Source organism: Chryseobacterium sp. HR92, assembly GCF_045689405.1.
GTDB lineage: Bacteria > Bacteroidota > Bacteroidia > Flavobacteriales > Weeksellaceae > Chryseobacterium > Chryseobacterium viscerum_A.
In genome coordinates this window covers 3,713,298-3,730,037 of the sequence record NZ_CP139139.1, presented here as the reverse complement: position 1 = coordinate 3,730,037, position 16,740 = coordinate 3,713,298, and the positions used below count along the sequence as shown (strand labels likewise).

At 36.9% G+C, this 16,740-nt stretch carries 14 protein-coding genes; 5 read left to right on the top strand and 9 right to left on the bottom strand.

Annotation, left to right across the window (positions count from 1 at the left end; translation table 11 throughout):
* Window positions 1–333: 333 nt before the first annotated feature.
* Window positions 334–2,592 (top strand): polyribonucleotide nucleotidyltransferase, encoded by a 2,259-nt coding sequence (locus tag SFA27_RS16565; protein WP_047377114.1) that lies wholly within the window; start codon window positions 334–336, stop codon window positions 2,590–2,592.
* Window positions 2,593–2,748: 156 nt separating this feature from the next.
* Here the strand turns inward: SFA27_RS16565 and SFA27_RS16560 are convergent, their stop codons facing one another.
* The 6 genes from SFA27_RS16560 to SFA27_RS16535 all read right to left on the bottom strand — a co-directional run bounded on the left by SFA27_RS16560 (window position 2,749) and on the right by SFA27_RS16535 (window position 10,736).
* On the bottom strand, window positions 2,749–5,166 hold the full coding sequence (locus SFA27_RS16560; RefSeq protein ID WP_407293636.1) for a TonB-dependent receptor domain-containing protein: 2,418 nt from the start codon (window positions 5,164–5,166) through the stop codon (window positions 2,749–2,751).
* 6 nt (window positions 5,167–5,172) lie between these two features.
* Window positions 5,173–5,613: a MarR family winged helix-turn-helix transcriptional regulator gene (locus SFA27_RS16555; RefSeq protein ID WP_407293634.1), complete on the bottom strand. Its 441-nt coding sequence runs from the start codon at window positions 5,611–5,613 to the stop codon at window positions 5,173–5,175.
* 119 nt (window positions 5,614–5,732) lie between these two features.
* Window positions 5,733–8,957, bottom strand: a complete 3,225-nt coding sequence (locus tag SFA27_RS16550) for a M1 family aminopeptidase (RefSeq protein ID WP_407293632.1) — start codon at window positions 8,955–8,957, stop codon at window positions 5,733–5,735.
* A 2-nt stretch (window positions 8,958–8,959) separates the two neighbouring features.
* Window positions 8,960–9,832, bottom strand: coding sequence for an ABC transporter ATP-binding protein (locus SFA27_RS16545; protein WP_407293630.1), 873 nt, complete (start codon window positions 9,830–9,832; stop codon window positions 8,960–8,962).
* 183 nt (window positions 9,833–10,015) lie between these two features.
* Entirely contained in the window at window positions 10,016–10,219 is a 204-nt protein-coding gene (locus tag SFA27_RS16540) for a helix-turn-helix transcriptional regulator (RefSeq protein WP_002980904.1), read from the bottom strand.
* A 1-nt stretch (window position 10,220) separates the two neighbouring features.
* Window positions 10,221–10,736 (bottom strand): DUF2975 domain-containing protein, encoded by a 516-nt coding sequence (locus SFA27_RS16535; RefSeq protein ID WP_264518565.1) that lies wholly within the window; start codon window positions 10,734–10,736, stop codon window positions 10,221–10,223.
* A gap of 168 nt (window positions 10,737–10,904) precedes the next feature.
* Here SFA27_RS16535 and SFA27_RS16530 point away from each other — a divergent pair, with 168 nt between their 5' ends.
* Complete coding sequence (locus SFA27_RS16530) at window positions 10,905–11,249, top strand: TfoX/Sxy family protein (RefSeq protein WP_264518564.1); 345 nt, start codon at window positions 10,905–10,907, stop codon at window positions 11,247–11,249.
* Between the two features lie 123 nt (window positions 11,250–11,372).
* Here the strand turns inward: SFA27_RS16530 and SFA27_RS16525 are convergent, their stop codons facing one another.
* The 3 genes from SFA27_RS16525 to SFA27_RS16515 form a co-directional block, all read right to left on the bottom strand.
* On the bottom strand, window positions 11,373–12,437 hold the full coding sequence (locus SFA27_RS16525) for a DNA polymerase beta superfamily protein (protein ID WP_407293625.1): 1,065 nt from the start codon (window positions 12,435–12,437) through the stop codon (window positions 11,373–11,375).
* Between the two features lie 54 nt (window positions 12,438–12,491).
* Window positions 12,492–13,007, bottom strand: a complete 516-nt coding sequence (locus SFA27_RS16520) for a hypothetical protein (protein ID WP_407293623.1) — start codon at window positions 13,005–13,007, stop codon at window positions 12,492–12,494.
* A 118-nt stretch (window positions 13,008–13,125) separates the two neighbouring features.
* A complete protein-coding gene (locus SFA27_RS16515; protein ID WP_407293621.1) occupies window positions 13,126–13,875 on the bottom strand; it encodes a DNA polymerase beta superfamily protein in 750 nt (249 codons plus the stop codon).
* Between the two features lie 368 nt (window positions 13,876–14,243).
* On the opposite strand from SFA27_RS16515, the gene cobT reads away from it, so the two are divergent.
* The 3 genes from cobT to cobC are packed head-to-tail and all read left to right on the top strand — an operon-like array spanning window position 14,244 to window position 16,576.
* Window positions 14,244–15,248, top strand: coding sequence for a nicotinate-nucleotide--dimethylbenzimidazole phosphoribosyltransferase (gene cobT, locus SFA27_RS16510; RefSeq protein ID WP_264518559.1), 1,005 nt, complete (start codon window positions 14,244–14,246; stop codon window positions 15,246–15,248).
* The gene (locus tag SFA27_RS16505) at window positions 15,249–16,037 is read left to right on the top strand and encodes an adenosylcobinamide-GDP ribazoletransferase (RefSeq protein WP_407293618.1); all 789 of its coding nucleotides are present in this window, start codon (window positions 15,249–15,251) and stop codon (window positions 16,035–16,037) included. It abuts the gene before it with no gap.
* Window positions 16,022–16,576: an alpha-ribazole phosphatase family protein gene (cobC, locus tag SFA27_RS16500; protein WP_407293616.1), complete on the top strand. Its 555-nt coding sequence runs from the start codon at window positions 16,022–16,024 to the stop codon at window positions 16,574–16,576. The genes SFA27_RS16505 and cobC overlap by 16 nt, the downstream gene beginning before the upstream one ends.
* Window positions 16,577–16,740 lie beyond the last annotated feature (164 nt).

The following is a 16,740-nucleotide window of genomic DNA, read 5'->3' as shown; positions in this document are numbered from 1 at the left end:
ATTTTAATAATTTTTAAAATGAAATAGATACTTTTTTCCACATTAAGATATTATTTTCATTTTTTGAGACAATAATACAAAAACAGCAGGATTTTTCAATGCATTATCTTCAAAAAACACTTTTTTATTTTCACAAATGATGAATAAACAGTAATTGCGGGTACATTTTTTTGAATCTTTCATCAACTGATAGCCAATTTTTTGTATTTTGACAGTCTATTTATGCAATTGAAAAATTTAATATTTCATTATTATATAGTACCTTTGCACACGAAATTTAAAGAGTTTAAATATTAATTCATACTCAATACGGAGTATTAAGAAGACAAATTTATGAGTATACCTCAAGCGTTTACAGAAATGATTACTCTTGCAGATGGCAGAGAAATCACTATCGAAACAGGGAAATTGGCCAAGCAGGCTGACGGATCTGTGGTAGTAAAAATGGGTGGAACAATGCTTTTAGCAACTGTTGTAGCCAATAAAGAAGCAAATCCTGGTGTAGATTTTTTACCATTAACAGTTGATTACAGAGAAAAATTCTATGCAGGTGGAAGAATTCCTGGAAACTTCTTCCGTAGAGAAGCAAGACCTTCAGATCAGGAAATTTTAACGATGCGTTTGGTGGACAGAGTTTTACGTCCGCTTTTCCCTGAAGATTTCCATGCTGAAGTTCAGGTGATGATTTCATTAATTTCTTATGACGGAAAAACAATTCCTGATGATTTAGCAGGTTTGGCAGCTTCTGCGGCTATTGCTATTACAGATATTCCTTTCAACGGACCAATGTCTGAAGTAAGAGTTGTAAGATTTGACGGAGTGCTTTCTATCAACCCAAGCTATGAAGAATTGAAAAATTCTGAGTTAGACATCATGGTTGGAGCTACCAAAGACTCCATCGTAATGGTAGAAGGAGAAATGAAAGAAATTTCTGAGCAGGAAATGTTAGAAGCTATTAATTTTGGTCATGCTGAAATTAAAAAGCAAATTGAAGCTCAGGAGAGATTAGCAGAAAAAGTAGGAAAAGCTTTCCCTAAGAGAGAATATTCTCACGAAACTCATGACGAAGAAATTCGTGAAAAAGTATGGAAAGAAACTTACGATAAAGTATATGAAGTAGCAAGAACTCCATCCGGAAAAGAGGAGAGAGGTGAAAAATTCAAAGCGGTTCGTGAAGAATTCCTTGCTCAATACGCTGATAATGAAGAAGAACTGGAAAGAGTAACTCCTTTCGTAAAAGTATATTACCATGACGTAGAAAAAGAAGCAATGCGTCAGATGATCCTTGAAGACAATATCCGTCTTGATGGCCGTGATCCTCAAACGATCCGTCCAATCTGGTCAGAAATTGATTACCTTCCTGGAGCTCACGGTTCTGCAGTGTTTACAAGAGGTGAAACTCAGTCTTTAACAGCAGTAACTTTAGGTTCTGTGAAAGATGCAAACATGGTAGACAGCGTAATTACGCAGCACGACGAGAAATTCTTCTTACATTATAACTTCCCTCCGTTCTCTACAGGTGAAGCAAGACCTCTAAGAGGAACTTCAAGAAGAGAAGTAGGGCACGGTAACCTTGCTCAGAGAGCATTACAGGCTGTTATTCCTGAAGAAAATCCATATACAATCAGAATTGTTTCTGATATCCTTGAATCAAACGGTTCATCTTCAATGGCAACAGTTTGTGCAGGAACATTAGCACTAATGGATGCTGGGGTACAAATCACAAAACCTGTTTCTGGTATTGCTATGGGATTGATCACAGATGCAAAGTCTGGTAAATTCACTGTACTTTCTGATATCTTAGGAGATGAAGATCACCTTGGAGATATGGACTTTAAAGTAACAGGTACTGCAGATGGTATTACAGCTTGTCAGATGGATATTAAAATCCAGGGACTTTCTATGGACATCATGGAAAAAGCATTGATGCAGGCCAGAGACGGAAGATTACACATCTTAAATAAAATTACTGAAACTATTTCTGAACCAAGAGCAGATGTGAAGCCACATGCTCCGAAAATGGTGGTAATGGAGATCTCTAAAGACTTCATTGGTGCTGTAATCGGGCCTGGAGGAAAAATCATTCAGCAGATGCAGAAAGATACAGATACGGTTATTGCAATTGAAGAAGTAGGTGAAATTGGACGTATCGAAATTGCAGGAACAGATAGAGAGAAAATCAATGCTGCTGTTGCAAAAATCAACGAAATTACATTCGTACCGGTTGTAGGAGAAGTTTACAAAGGTAAAGTAGTAAAAGTAATGGACTTCGGTGCTTTTGTAGCAATTGCTAAAGGTACAGAAGGGCTTCTTCATATTTCTGAAATTGAATGGGCTCGTCTTGACAAAGTTCCTTATGCTGAAGGTGATGAAGTAGAAGTGAAGTTCATGGGTTATGATGACCGTAAGAAAATGAAACTTTCAAGAAAAGTTCTTTTACCAAGACCTCCGAGACCAGAAGGACAAGGTAGACCAGAAGGGCAAAGAAGACCAGAAGGACAGGGAAGACCTGAGGGACAAAGAAGACCTGAAGGACAAAAACCACAAGGTGAAAGACCAGTGGAAAACGAAACTCCTTCTAACGAAGCTTAATAAGATTCATTCTTAAACATAAAAAATCCCTCAATTTGAGGGATTTTTGCTTTTTATGTCATAGCGAAATGCAAAGAATTGAAGCGATTTCACTTTTGGAAATTTAAAGTTAAGTTTTGAGATTGCTTCACGTTCGGCTCGCAATGACTATAGTTATTAACTTCCCACTCTCTGTTTCAGATCCTCAGCACCTCCTGTTTTTCTGGGCTGTCCATTTTTAGAAGAACCGAAATTGTACGTATAAGAAAGCGTCACCACACGGGTATCTCTTTTTACGGCAAAGTTTTCGAGATAATCATTATAAACGGTTTGTCCCTTTATATTACTTGTAAAGAACATATCGGTGAAAGATAATTTCAGGGTGCTGTTGTTTTTGAATTTCTTCTGAGCCCCGATATTCAGATACCAGTTAGGACTTATATCCAGATAAGCATACACTTCTCTTGCTTTATAATTTCCGGTGAGTTCAGCAGTGAAGCCATTCCCTAGTTTGAAAGAATTGATACTGTTGATACTGAATGTGAAATTCCCCTTGTTGTTGATTTGAGTTCCAGAAACATTTCCGGTATATGATCCATAGTAGAAATTAGCACTGTTGTTCATATCCCACCACTTTGTCACCTTTACAGGAGCAATAATATTTAAGCCGAAATAAGATACAGAATTTAAATTTTCAATAGTTTGTACTGTAACCACCTGTCCGTTTTCTACCACAGGTTTAAGGATATCTGTGATATTATTAGATGTTTTGCTGTAGCTTAATGTTGCAAAATATTTGTTGCTCAGGCTGTAAGTCAGTTCATAATTCATTGTAGTTTGTGCATTCAGATCAGGATTTCCTGCTTTAAGTGTCGTAGGATCAAGATAAAATTTAAAAGGATTCAGCTGGTTATAACTGGGTCTTGTGATCCTTCTGCTGAAATTAACTTCCAGGTTGCTTTTTTCTGTCAGGTCATAAGAAAAAACGGCACTTGGAAACAATTGTGTGTAATTTCTTTTGTTGATTTGATGGGTGGTAAGCTGGGTTCCTTTTACATTCGTGTTTTCCATTCTTAATCCTGCTGTTGCTTTGAACTTTTCCCATTTTTTAGAGACATTTCCATACACCGCATTAATATTTTCTTCGTAAATAAAATGATTGGTTTTGGAAAGATCAGGAATGAGAGTACCAGAACTTGCGTTGAAGAACTTCAGGTCATTATCTGTTTTTACAAAGCTGGTTTTAATTCCCGTTTCCAACTTCCATTCATGTTTAAAATTTTTGGTAAGATCAGATTTTAAAGAATAAATATTCAGTTTTCCATCCATATCACCTTTTATGATATCCAGATTATCCGTTCCGCTGGCTATGTCATGCGTTTGGGTATCAAAACTTTGCAGCGAAGAATTTGCATAATTAATGTAGTCAAAATCAGTAGAGATTTCAGAGCCTAAGGAATCAATCGTGTATTTATGATTAAGGTTGAATGAAAGATTGGTCCAGCGGTCATTTGATCTGTTGACGGTAGTGAATGAGCTTTCAGGCAGATGGTTGCTTCCCAGAGTCACATTGGAATTATCTCCGTTCACATTGAATTTGTTGGAAACCAGCCCTACAGAAAACCCAAGTACATTTTTATCATTCAGATAATAATCCATTCCTGCCTTGGCAACATGGCTGTTGAATTTAAATTTAAGATAATTATCCTGTACATATGCTTTTTTAAAACTGTTGTCTTCATAGAAGTTTCTGTCCAGTACAAGACCGTTGTAAGCTTCTCTGTAGGCAAAGCTGTAATTTCCGAAAATATTGATTTTCTTATTTCGGTGGTTAATGCTGAAACTGTTATTGTTTTTCACATATTTACCCGTTCCTAAAGACGTGGAAACACTTCCGTTGGTTCCTTTTCTCTGTTCTTTTTTAAGCTTAATATTAATGATTGCAGATCCTGCTGCATCATATTTGGAAGAAGGATTGGTAATGAATTCTATCTTTTCAATGGTAGAGGACGGAATTCCCTTAAGATAATTGGCAAGGTCGCTTCCGGTCATCGGTGTATTTTTGCCATCAATCTGAATCAGAAGATTTCCTTTTCCGCGGAGGCTGATATTATCATTATTGTCAATACTCACTCCCGGAGCTTTTTCCAGGACTTCAAAAGCAGAATTTCCGGTGCTGGCAATACTGTTTTCAACGTTCATGATCATTTTTCCGTCCTGTCTTTCAATAAGAGGTTTGGTTTTGGTAATCGTTACGCCTTCAATAGATTTTACATTCAGGTCTATGGAAGGGAGCGTCATATTTTCAGCCAAGGAAATATTTTCCGAATGATAGACTTCAGTACCGTTCCTATTGATCTTTACCTGATAGGTTCCTTCTTTTAAATCATTAAAATTAAATTTACCATTACTATCAGCAATTTCTGTTTTGATTAACTGATGATCTGCATTAAAGAGATTGATCTCCATCTGCTCGGCATTGCCGGATTTTATATTTCCGGACAAGGATAAACTCTGTGCAGCCTGTTGGGCAGAATATCTGCTGCTGAACGAAATCAGTATACAGATAAAAATAAATGAGAGTATTCTGGTCATAGCTTTTTACTTTTTGGGGTTAAGACAGTTTTCTGAAATTTTCAGTAAAGCTGAATACATGACTTCCAGTTCCTCATTTTTAATACCCTTTAAAGCCGTTTTACGGTTCTTCTCCACGATATTCTGAACCTCTCTGATTACTTTTACTCCGGAATCTGTTACTTCCAGATTGGTTTTTCGGCGGTCTTCAGGATGAACATGTCTTGCGATGTATTCGGATTTTACCATTAAATCAATAATCCTTGTGACAGAAGCATTGTCTTTGAAAACAAGATCACCAATCTCATTCTGGGTAATTCCCGGGTTTTCCAGAATCGCTTTGATGATAAGCCACTGATCAATTGTGATCGTATAACCATGGGTCTTCAGCTGTCGCTGAGCATAGTTTCTATAGGCTCTGATTGCTTTGTCTATGTTGTAGAATATAATTGAATTTAACTTTTCCATATTTCAAATTTAAAATGACTTATCAATTATTGATATATCAACTAATTGGTAGAATCCCTTTTTCTTTTGTTACAATTCCTGAAAAAATATTTTCAAAAAAATTAAAAATGGTCTGTGAGTTATTTATGTTTTTCCTTTGTAGAAGCGTTTTTCGACCCTGAAGTAAAAGTTATATTTTCTGTGGTCTTAAATAGTCTGTCGATTTGTTTTCTGGTAGAAATATCAGGAGAAACTCTGTAAAATTCATTGATCAGATCCAGTGAAGTAGGCTTCCTAGGATATTGATTGTTGTTGAGAAAACTTTTTAAAGCTGTATTTACCTTGTCTTCACCAATTAAATTGCTCAATTCAACCATTGCGGCAGCTCCTTTGGAATAAGAAATATGAGGAACACCTCCCGTAGCTTTATAGATGGGAACATTCTCGGATAATCCTTTTTCATTATCATAGATCTGCTGATGAACTTTGATTCTTTCCATCATTTTTTCTCTGCCGTGCATTTTCTTGTAAAGCATCATTTCCGTATACATAGCCAGAGTTTCGGTAAGCATTACAGAACCTTCTCTGTCATCGGGATTAATCTGGCTGTTCCCCCACCAGAGATGGGAAAGCTCATGACCTGCCAGTTCATTGATGACATCCTGTTTCTTATCTGCCTGTATATTGGCATGGAACACCATATCTTCCGGCATAAAGACTGCAGAAGGATAGGCTGTAGCCGCAAAACCTCTGGTAAAAGAGGAAATCTCCGCAAAATTGATGGTCTTAAAAGAATAATACCCGAAATTCTGCTGACAGTAATCTAAAGTAAGCTTAGCATTTTCAAGAAGATGATCTACGTTTTCATAATGCTTTTTATGATAAAAGACATTGATGGTGATTCCTTTATAGTTCTCACTTTTTATTTCATATTTAGCTGATGAAACGGCAAACCGAAAAGGAATCAGATCTGCTTTATACTGGAAATAATGGCGTCCGGATTTTGTCCATTTCTTTACCAGATCTCCTGTGCCAATGGCCGTCTGATCGCCATCAGTAGAAACCATCATGTTGAGATTAATAAAATCTTTTTTTACCACTTCAGGAGCTTCAGGTTTCTTCAGTTCAGTAAGCTTTCCCAGTTTGAATTGGCTGCGTTGCTTTTCATCCTGAATTTCATAATCCTTTTGATAGCCGATGGTGGGATAATACCTGCTGATTCTCATAAAAGATCCGTTTTCAATAATAGCATTAAAGGATTGATGACCGTTTACAGCAGCCCATTGATAAGAGAGTGTGAAGTTCAGGGAAGCAGTTTCGCCCGGCTGAATAGCCTGTTTTAATGAGACTTCTGTAATGTTTTTATCAATTTTATTTGCTTCATTATCAGAAGTTAATACAGCGGATTCAAGCTTTAAATCCTCATTGAAATTAATGAGTATTGTGTTGATGGGCTGACTGGTTTGGTTGATAAGGGTGTATTTCCCTACAATCTGATACGCGTTTTTTGAGGTATAAAGCTTAATTTCTGTTGTAATATCAGAGATGTCAGGCTGTGGAAGATTTTCATATTTCCGGAAGTTTTTTTCATATTCTACAGAACTTAAGATTGCCTGGTCTTTATCTTTAGGAACATACCCTTTCATAAACAATATCCCGGCAAAGATCCCTGAAATCAGAAGAAGAATACAGAGTGCGGAAGCGATGATAGAAATTTTTTTAATCCTTATTAAACGATTAAGTACCCATAAAGTACAGACGATACCAACACCGAACAGAAGCCTTTGAGCAAAAGCTTTTTCGTAGATTCCATAGCCGCTAAAATCACTGTAAGTACCTTTAAAATCTGAAAATATCCTGAAAAGAGGATAGGAGATAATTTTGCCGGAAACAGGGCCTGACAATGTAAAAACTGCAAGAATAGAAATACCAAGTGCAATGAATTTATTGGGAATCCGGTCATTAATCAACAAAATCAATCCTGAAAATAAAATCAGAGGAAAAGTATTGAACAGGAAAACACTGAGATAAGCATTCCAGTCAATATGAAAATACTTATAAGCGGCCTGAAAGACAATTCCCTGAGCAATTAGAATTCCTGTAAAGAAAAACAGCAGAAGGCTGATTGAAATAAAATGCCCGGTTAATCTGTTTTTTGAGTAATAAGTACTGTTTTCAATCAGGAAAAATCCGGAAGACCGGCTTCTCCAGAATATATCATTCAGAAAATAGACTGAAATTAGGAGGCCAAGCAGATGAAAGTTCTCTGAAATGGTTGTTGCCATAAGTCCCGAACCGGCATATTTCTGAGGAAGACGGATTCCCTTTTCAATCTCGGCATACATTTCCATGCCGACACAAAATAACAGGAGAATAGTAACAGCCGGAACAGCAACACTTTTGAAGAGATAGGTAAGATCTGTTTTCACAAAAGAAAATACTGCCTGAAAAGAAGCCAACCTTCTAAAATTAGTAGAAACAGTTGAGTATTCTGATGTACTCGTTTCAGATAATGACTGAATATTTTCCGAAGTTTTTACTTTCTTTCCGGATGTATTGGAGAATGAAAATAACCTGAGTGAAAGGAGAAGAATTCCCGCTGATAGAAGGATAAATAAGAGCCTGTTGAATAACAGATAACCGGTAAAAGGAACCATCTGAATATTTTTCTGATGTGAACTAAGATCAAGGGCCTGAATGAAATAAGCAGACAGACCAAAAGGATCAATCAAAGCTGAAAGCTGCTGTGTTTCTAAGGACTGAGGTAAGCTTCCTGCCATAAAAGGAGAGTTGGAAAACAGTAAAATAATCATATAAAATACATACAGCAGCAGTCCGCCTACTACAACCAGCAGTTTTTTCCTGATAATTAATGAAATGAGAAAAAGAAAACTGCAGACAAACAAGCTATTGATAAACCCGAAGATCAATAATGGGTAGATATAATGTAGGATATTAAAACTTTCCTGCATTTCACTTCCGGTTCGCATGATTTGTCCTATGAGAAATCCCGTCATCAGAAATGAAAAGCTTACTAATGTCTGAAGAAAATAAGCAGTGAATTTCCCTTTCAGATAAGCGGACTTTGAAAATGGAAATGAAAACAGAATATGGTCAAATTTTGAATCCTGATCTTTAAACAACAGTTGCAAGGCGTAAACCGTGGCAAAAAAAATAACGGCAAGGCTCAGCATTCCGGTCATAAAACCGATGGTGTAAGGTGAGTTTAAATAAATTCCTTCTCCTACCGAAAGATTAAACTGGCTTCCGCAAAAAATACCGAGACCAATTAAAAGTAAGGCCACAAGATAGGTGAGCCAGTGCTTGGTAGTGCGCCCGGCTTCGAATAAAAATATGATGTTCATGATTAAGGTTTTTGGGTGAGTGTATGGAAATAAACGTGCTCCAGTAAAGGAGTTACAGAACTAAAATCTTTAGGAGAGTTTTCAGAAAATACAGTAACGTGAAGCTCTCTTTCGAGAAGCTGCCTGCTGATGATTTCATAGCTGGAACTATACGTTTCCAGTTCGGTTTTGTCAATAGGTTTTGACCAGATTTTGTTTTCCAGTTCTGTGATTAATTTTCCCGGATTCCCTTTTCTGAGAATCTGTCCATGGTTCATTACTGCCATCTCTGAACACAGATTTCGGACATCTTCAACGAGGTGAGTTGACAATATGACGATAACATCCTGGCTGATATCATTGAGTAATGTATTGAATCGGTTTCGTTCTTCGGGATCCAGTCCTGCGGTGGGTTCATCTACAATAATAATTTTTGGATCTCCCAATAATGCCTGTGCAACGCCAAAACGTTGTTTCATCCCTCCTGAAAAGGTGTGTACTTCTTTTTTAGCAAAATCAGAAAGGTTGACCTTTTCAAGCAGACCCAGAATCTGATTTTTACGTAGTTTTTTGTCGGTAATGCCTTTCAAAATGGCAATATGTTCTAGTAGATCATAGGCTGAAACTTTGGGATATACTCCAAAATCCTGAGGAAGAAATCCGAGATTCTGTTTAATATAATCGGGATTCTTAATAATATCCACTCCATTGAAAACCAAGGTTCCTGATGTTGGTTTCTGAAGCCCCACAATGGTTTTCATCAAAGACGATTTTCCAGCTCCATTCGGACCAAGCAGTCCAAACATTCCGTTTTTGATGTCCAGAGAAATGTTCTTAATAGCCTGGAAACCATTTTTATAGGTAAGACTAAGATTGTTGATAGATAATGTATTCATAGTGTTGTGTTTAGGGAATAGAAGGACAGGCGGCCTTTCGGCAGCAATTTTAGAAATTAGAAATTAGAAGTTAGAAATTAGAGGTTAGAAATTAGAAGTTAGATGGGGAATCTTTACACACCCACTCTCAAACTCTCAAACGCTCTCACTCTCAAACCCCGCAACTCGTACCCCGTATTCCGACTACTCTTTAAATTCAAGAATATCTCCCGGCTGGCATTCCAGGATTTTGCAGATGGCTTCAAGGGTATCAAAGCGGACACCTTTGGCTTTGCCGGTTTTCAGGATAGAGAGGTTCACGGGTGTGATACCCAGTTTTTCTGCCAATTCTTTACTCTGCATTTTTCGTTTGGCAAGCATCACATCTAAGTTGACTATAATTGGCATTTTAAATAAATAGGTCTTGTTCGTTTTGCAAATGTAGTCCTTGCTTAAAGATATTCGCAAGAAACAGGCAGAAAATTCCAAGCATAAAGTGAATAAACACCAGTCCCCATATCATACTTTCTACTTCCACGAAGAAACTCGCGATAATCACCAGCGGAAGCGGGATGAAAATATTGTACAGGTAAAATTTCTTAAGCCGGATGATATTTTCCTGAGTAAACAGTTTCTGCTGGAAAAATACTTTGAAAACCCTGGCAGATAACCAGAAAAAGATTCCATAAGTAATGAGTACCAGTATAAAAGAAAAGATCATATACGGATAATTGCTTTCGATATTCAGAAACGGTTGTTCTGTAAACGGATAATTGATATGAAGGAACTGTCCTTCTTTATAAGGTGTAATCGAAAATCCAGTGATCAAACAGAATAAGGAATACACAAAAGTGATTAAATATCCGGCCGAAAGTAAGGAGCAGATATAAAATAAAATCCTTGAAATAATTTTGGTCTGGTTCATGGTACAAACTTTAATTGATATTGCAAATGTATAATTAATTATCGTAAAACAATAATTAATTTAAATAAAATTTTATTCTTCTGAATTTTAAATTTATCGATAATCCGGAAGAAATAGTGCGATAATCACAGTTTTTAAGTAATTTTAAATAACAAAAAAATCAAAATCATGGCTTACAGTACTGAACTTGCCGACCGGGTACGTGAACGGCTTTCGATGGAAAATAATATGGATGTCCAGGAAAAGAAAATGTTCAGCGGACTGTCTTTTCTGGTGAACGGAAAGATGTGTATTAACATCAGTCATGATAATCTGATGTGCCGCTATAATCCGGAACTGGAAGATGAGGTTTCGGAAAAGAAAGGTTTTCTGCCAATGATAATGAAAGGGAAGCAGTTAAACGGATATTGCTATGTAGAACCCATTGGTTTCCAAAAAGCAGATGATTTTGAATACTGGATCAAAATATGTCTTGATTATAATCCGTTGGCGAAGGCTTCGAAGAAGAAGTAAGTTTGAGTGTGGGAGAGTATTAGAGTATTAGAGTATTAGAGTATTAGAGTATTAGAGTATGAGAGTGGGCGACCACTGTTGTAGCTTCCCACTATTCATTACTCATTATTTATTGTTCATTGCTTATGATTTCCCGTATAATTGTTCTCTTATCTGAACCAGAATCTTGGTTGTTTTTTCCAGATCAGGTGATTCAGGAAGAAGAGAAACGGAATGATAATGCTCAATGGATTCAATAAGGTTTTCTGTTTTTTCCACGACAGTCTCATAAGACCAGTTTCCGGCTTTAATATCCAGTAATTCATCTCTGTTGTCTACACGGATTTGGAGCGAATGATTCCTAAAGATCTGTTCGCAGGACTGCAGCAGCCTGATGGTGTGCATCATATTCTTGCTGTCGTAATTCTGTCCGTGAGTCTGATTGACATTGTAGCGGTCCTCATTACGCTCAGCCACCCACTTCCAGTATTCTCTGTAGTCTTTGCAGTAAACAGAGTAGGCATCAAGGTTACAGAACAGATAAGCGACCGGTTTTTCATCTTTAGGAACGGATGATACGGAAACCTGATTAGCTTCTTCATTCTGAATAATTCCTTTGTATCCCAAAGTTCCCGATTTATCATAAAATAATGCAAAAATTCCCTTTGTATGGTCAATGTTTATTAATCCGCATTTTTCCTGAATTTTTTCATTTTCCCAAAGCCATTGCTTTAATAGTACAGAACCTTGTCCATCAAGAATGAAACAGAAATCCAGGAAAGATTTTCTTTCTTTATCTATCGGATTTAAAATCTTTTTATTGAGACCTTTTGCCTTTTTGATCTGTGAAACAGCATAGCCTGCAAAGGTGTCTTTACATAGTTTTGACAAGAAATCTTCAGTTTTCAGATGATCCATCAAAGGATGTTTGTACAGAATACAATCCTCAGGGCTTGCCAGAACTTCAAGAATATTGGGATTGTTTTTCTGTAGCAGTTCTACAAACCTCCCAATTTCATAATATGTAATGTCATTTGTTTCATTGGAAATCTGCGGAATATAGTTCAGTCCGAAGAAATCTTCCTTTGGCAGATAATATACCCCACGAATATCCGTATCAGAATTCTCCGTTGCCAGCCCGAAAGCTCTGCTTCCGGAAATGGCTTCAAAGAGGAGGAGGTTTTTGTTTTTTAAGTCCTGGATGGTCATGATTTTTATATTTTTTTTCGGAGTAATCGTGGTATATTAAGTGAACTTCAAAAATTAAAGTGCATCAAAAGTTTCTTTAATGACTTCCGGTAAAGGTCTGAATTGTGTAAGAAATTTATATTTTATTCCTGCAGTTGTTTTATAAGATGATAAATTATATCCCACATTGCCTTTTTCTTCTTTATTGAGAACGAGATTGTCATAATTTCCAAGGTCCATGGCGATAATCAGTTCTTCTCCAGACTTTTTGAACTCTTCATAACAGTTGTTGATAAAGTCAAAAGAAGGATTTGTTCTGTCAAAACAATCTTCTTTTATACGGAATTCATAAACTGCATCATCAAGCTGCAGTAACAATGTAGTCAAATCTGCATCATTTCCGTGAATTTCTTTGTATCGGGTAACAACTAATTCAATAAAAGTTTCCGTATAGAAAATGATAAAACTATCATCATCAACATTCCAAAAAATACTATAAAAATAATTGTGTTTGGGAAGATCATATCTTTGGAAAGTTTCGATCACTGACAGAGGAACTTCAATCCCCATTTCTTCCTTTAAAAATTGCATCTTTCAACAAATTCATGTATTTTTTCTTTCTCTTTGGGAATCAATTTTTCAATCTCCTTTTGAAGGGGTTGAATATAATTCTTTTTGAAGAAGTTAAATATTTTCATGTTATTTTTCCTTAAAGTTTTAATATCTCCCTAAAAACCCTCTCCATCTCAACCTTATCCGCATTTCCTCCTGATAAACTCTTTGATTTTTCTTCATTATCTGCTATCGTTTTCTCAAGAAAGTCAAACAGTTCCCAATCGTTCGGATGGTAATAAGATTCTCCTTTGGACGCTTTTAGTGTAACAAGATCTTCTATTTTTCGTTTTGTTGTAGCATCTGTTAAAACAAGCAGATCACTGAACAATACAGGAGGAACAGTTTCTTTTTCTATGACCCATTTTCCTGTTAATGCTGTTCGTAAGCAATAAAAATAACTTTTTAATTTTACTTCATTACTTCTGCAGGTTTCCAGATATTTCTTGCTCATGCTTAAATAATGATAAGAAACCGCTATCGGAGAAAAGCAGGCATCAGCCAAAGGTCTGAACAGCTCTACAAACGCTTCATCTGCTTTATAGACGATAGGAGAGTAGAACCAGCTCAGCAAGGCCGCATTCGACTTCAGTAAAAGATGAAAGGTCTTTCTCAAATCCCAGCCGGAACCGTCCAGATCATCTTCTGTCATGAATTCTATCGTTTCATCCTTATCCCAAGGAGAAAGATACCAATCCTTTTCATGACGGTATATAAAACGTATATCATAATCGCTGTCAGGAGACGCAAAACCCCATGCTCTGCTCCCTGATTCTACAGCAAGAAGGACTTTTACACCTTTTGCCGCTTCAACTTTTTTTATTTTTTCTAGTATTTTTGGTGTCATTGTTTTTGATTTATAATGCAAAGGAAAAGATAAGGTGCGCAATGTTCTTACGTAGGATTTTTTTGTTGCGGAATTCGCGTTGCGAATTGCAGGGTTTGAGAGTAAGAGAGTAAGAGAGTAAGAGGGTAAGTGGGTGAGGGGGGAAAGTTTTTGCGTAAGAGAGCCGAGTGAAAAGATTTGAGAATGGAAGAGTTTGAATACTTAAGAGTTGTAGAGCTTAAAAGTAGGATTATTAAACTTCCAGTTCCCGGCTTCCAACTTCCAGCCCTTATCCTCAATACATTTTACTTTTTACATTGTACATTATACAAAATCCTCCCCATTTCACTAATATTGCACTTTTCCATTTAACATAACTATCAACATTCATGTTATCATCAGAATTACAGCATAAAATTGATTTTAAGACAAAACCGCTGGGCGCATTAGGACATCTTGAACATCTTGCCCACAAAATCGGGATGGTTCAGAAGACCACTTCACCACAGTTATTGAATCCTCATATGGTGGTTTTTGCTGCCGATCATGGGATTGCCACAGCAGGGGTAAGTGCCTACCCACAGGAAGTGACCTATCAGATGGTGATGAATTTCCTGGGTGGAGGTGCGGCCATCAATGTTTTTTGCAGACAGAATGATATTACAATTAAAATTGTGGATGCCGGAGTCAATTTTGATTTCCCAGAGGGTCTGAATCTGGTGGACAAAAAAATCAGAAAATCCAGCCGTAATATTCTGGAAGAACCAGCCATGACTCCCGAAGAATATCAGCAGGCTCTTAAAAATGGATCGTCTGTAGTATCTGAAATAGCGAAAAAAGGCTGCAATATTATTGGTTTTGGAGAAATGGGAATCGGGAATACTTCCGCTTCTTCATTGATGATGAGCAAACTGTTTGACATTCCAATTACAAACTGTATAGGACGCGGAACGGGACTGAATGACCATCAATTACAGAATAAGATTAGCATTTTAACAGAAGCCATAGAAAAATATCCGTCTGAAATGACCGAGGATGAAATTGCCCAAACTTTTGGGGGATTAGAAATTGCCCAAATGATTGGGGCTATAGAAGAAGCTTATCATCACAATATGCTGATCATGGTAGATGGATTTATTGCAACAGTAGCTGTAGCCACTGTCTGGAAAAAGAATCCTGAAGTGTTGAATAACTGTATTTTCTGTCATGTAAGCAATGAAAATGCTCACCCTCAGCTGCTGGGATTGATGAGAGAAAAAGCTATTTTAAATCTGAATCTGCGCCTCGGAGAAGGAACAGGCTGTGCATTGGCATATCCGATTATTCAGAGTGCCGTTAATTTCCTGAATGAAATGTCTAGTTTTGAAGGGGCAAATGTATCAAATAAGGACTAAATGAAAGCCATAAAAAATGAACTGATCTACTTTGCAACTGCACTGATGTTTTTCACCAGAATTCCGGTTCCGTTTACCATTCCGTATTCCGGTGAGATCATGAATAAGTCTCAGAAATATTTTGCATGGGTTGGGCTGGTCATAGGATTGATTAATGCAGTGGTTCTTTATCTTTCTACGATGCTTTTTAATCTTGAAATTGGGATTGTGCTCATGATGATCTCCAGTGTTTTGTTGACCGGAGCTTTTCATGAAGATGGTTTTACAGATATGTGCGATAGTTTCGGTGGCGGATATGGAAAGGAAAAAATTCTGACCATAATGAAAGACAGCCGGGTAGGAGCGTATGGAACCATCGGGATTATCCTTCTTTTTGCTTTGAAGTTTTACAGTATCAAGGCTTTGGGAAGTACTGGTGTTGATGCAATTCGGGTTCTGGGCATTATTGTTTTATCACATACGGTAAGCCGGTTTATCTCGGGAACGATGATTTATACCCATCAATATGTTACCGATATTGATGCCAGCAAATCAAAACCTCTGGCCAATAAACCTTTAGATGGAATGGCTTTGTTAGTAGGATTCGTCAGTGTTTTAATTGCTTTTACCCTGATTCCGGACTGGCGTTTGATTTTTGCATTTGCTCTGGCTTATGCAGGGAAAATGTATATGGGCTGGTATTTTAAAAAACACATTGGCGGTTATACAGGCGACTGTCTGGGTTCAGTACAGCAGGTTTGTGAAGTTTTATTTTATTTAGGAACAATCATCATATGGAAATTCATGTAATCCGTCATACTGCTGTAGAAAATCCTGAAAACCTATGTTATGGTTTTGCTGAAATACCTTTGCGGAAAGGTTATACTGAAGATTTTAAAACGTTGGACATAGACAAGGATTATGATATGATTATTTCAAGTCCTTCTCAGCGTTGCCATCTTTTAGCTGATTTTTTAAAATTTGATTATCAAACAGATGAAAGGCTTCGCGAAATGAATTTCGGGAACTGGGAAATGAAAAAATGGACCGATATTCCCGAAGAAGAAATTAATCCCTGGTACAAAGATTTTATTTATGTAAATGCCTCTGGCGGTGAAAATCTTCTTGAAATGCAGGCCCGTGTTGTCAGTTTCTGGAATGAATTGATTGAAAAAAAAGATACAAATAAAGCACTTATCATTACTCATGCCGGAGTCATTCGCCTGATCCTTCAAACTGTACTTCAGTTTCCACTGGAGAATATGTTCAGTATTCAGATTGATTATGGGAAGAAAGTGATTATTGATGTAAATGAAGGAATTTTTTCTGTTAAAAAGATGAACGTATAGGGAGTGTGAAAACGCTATACTATGAATAATGTGATGTTTAGATTCCTACGGAATGACACAATAGCAATAGGGTTTTATCCGTACAGTTGTCATTCCGCAGGAATCCAGGCAATGTCAATCTTCAATAGGAACGGACTTTAGTCCGTTTGATAAATATTAATTTT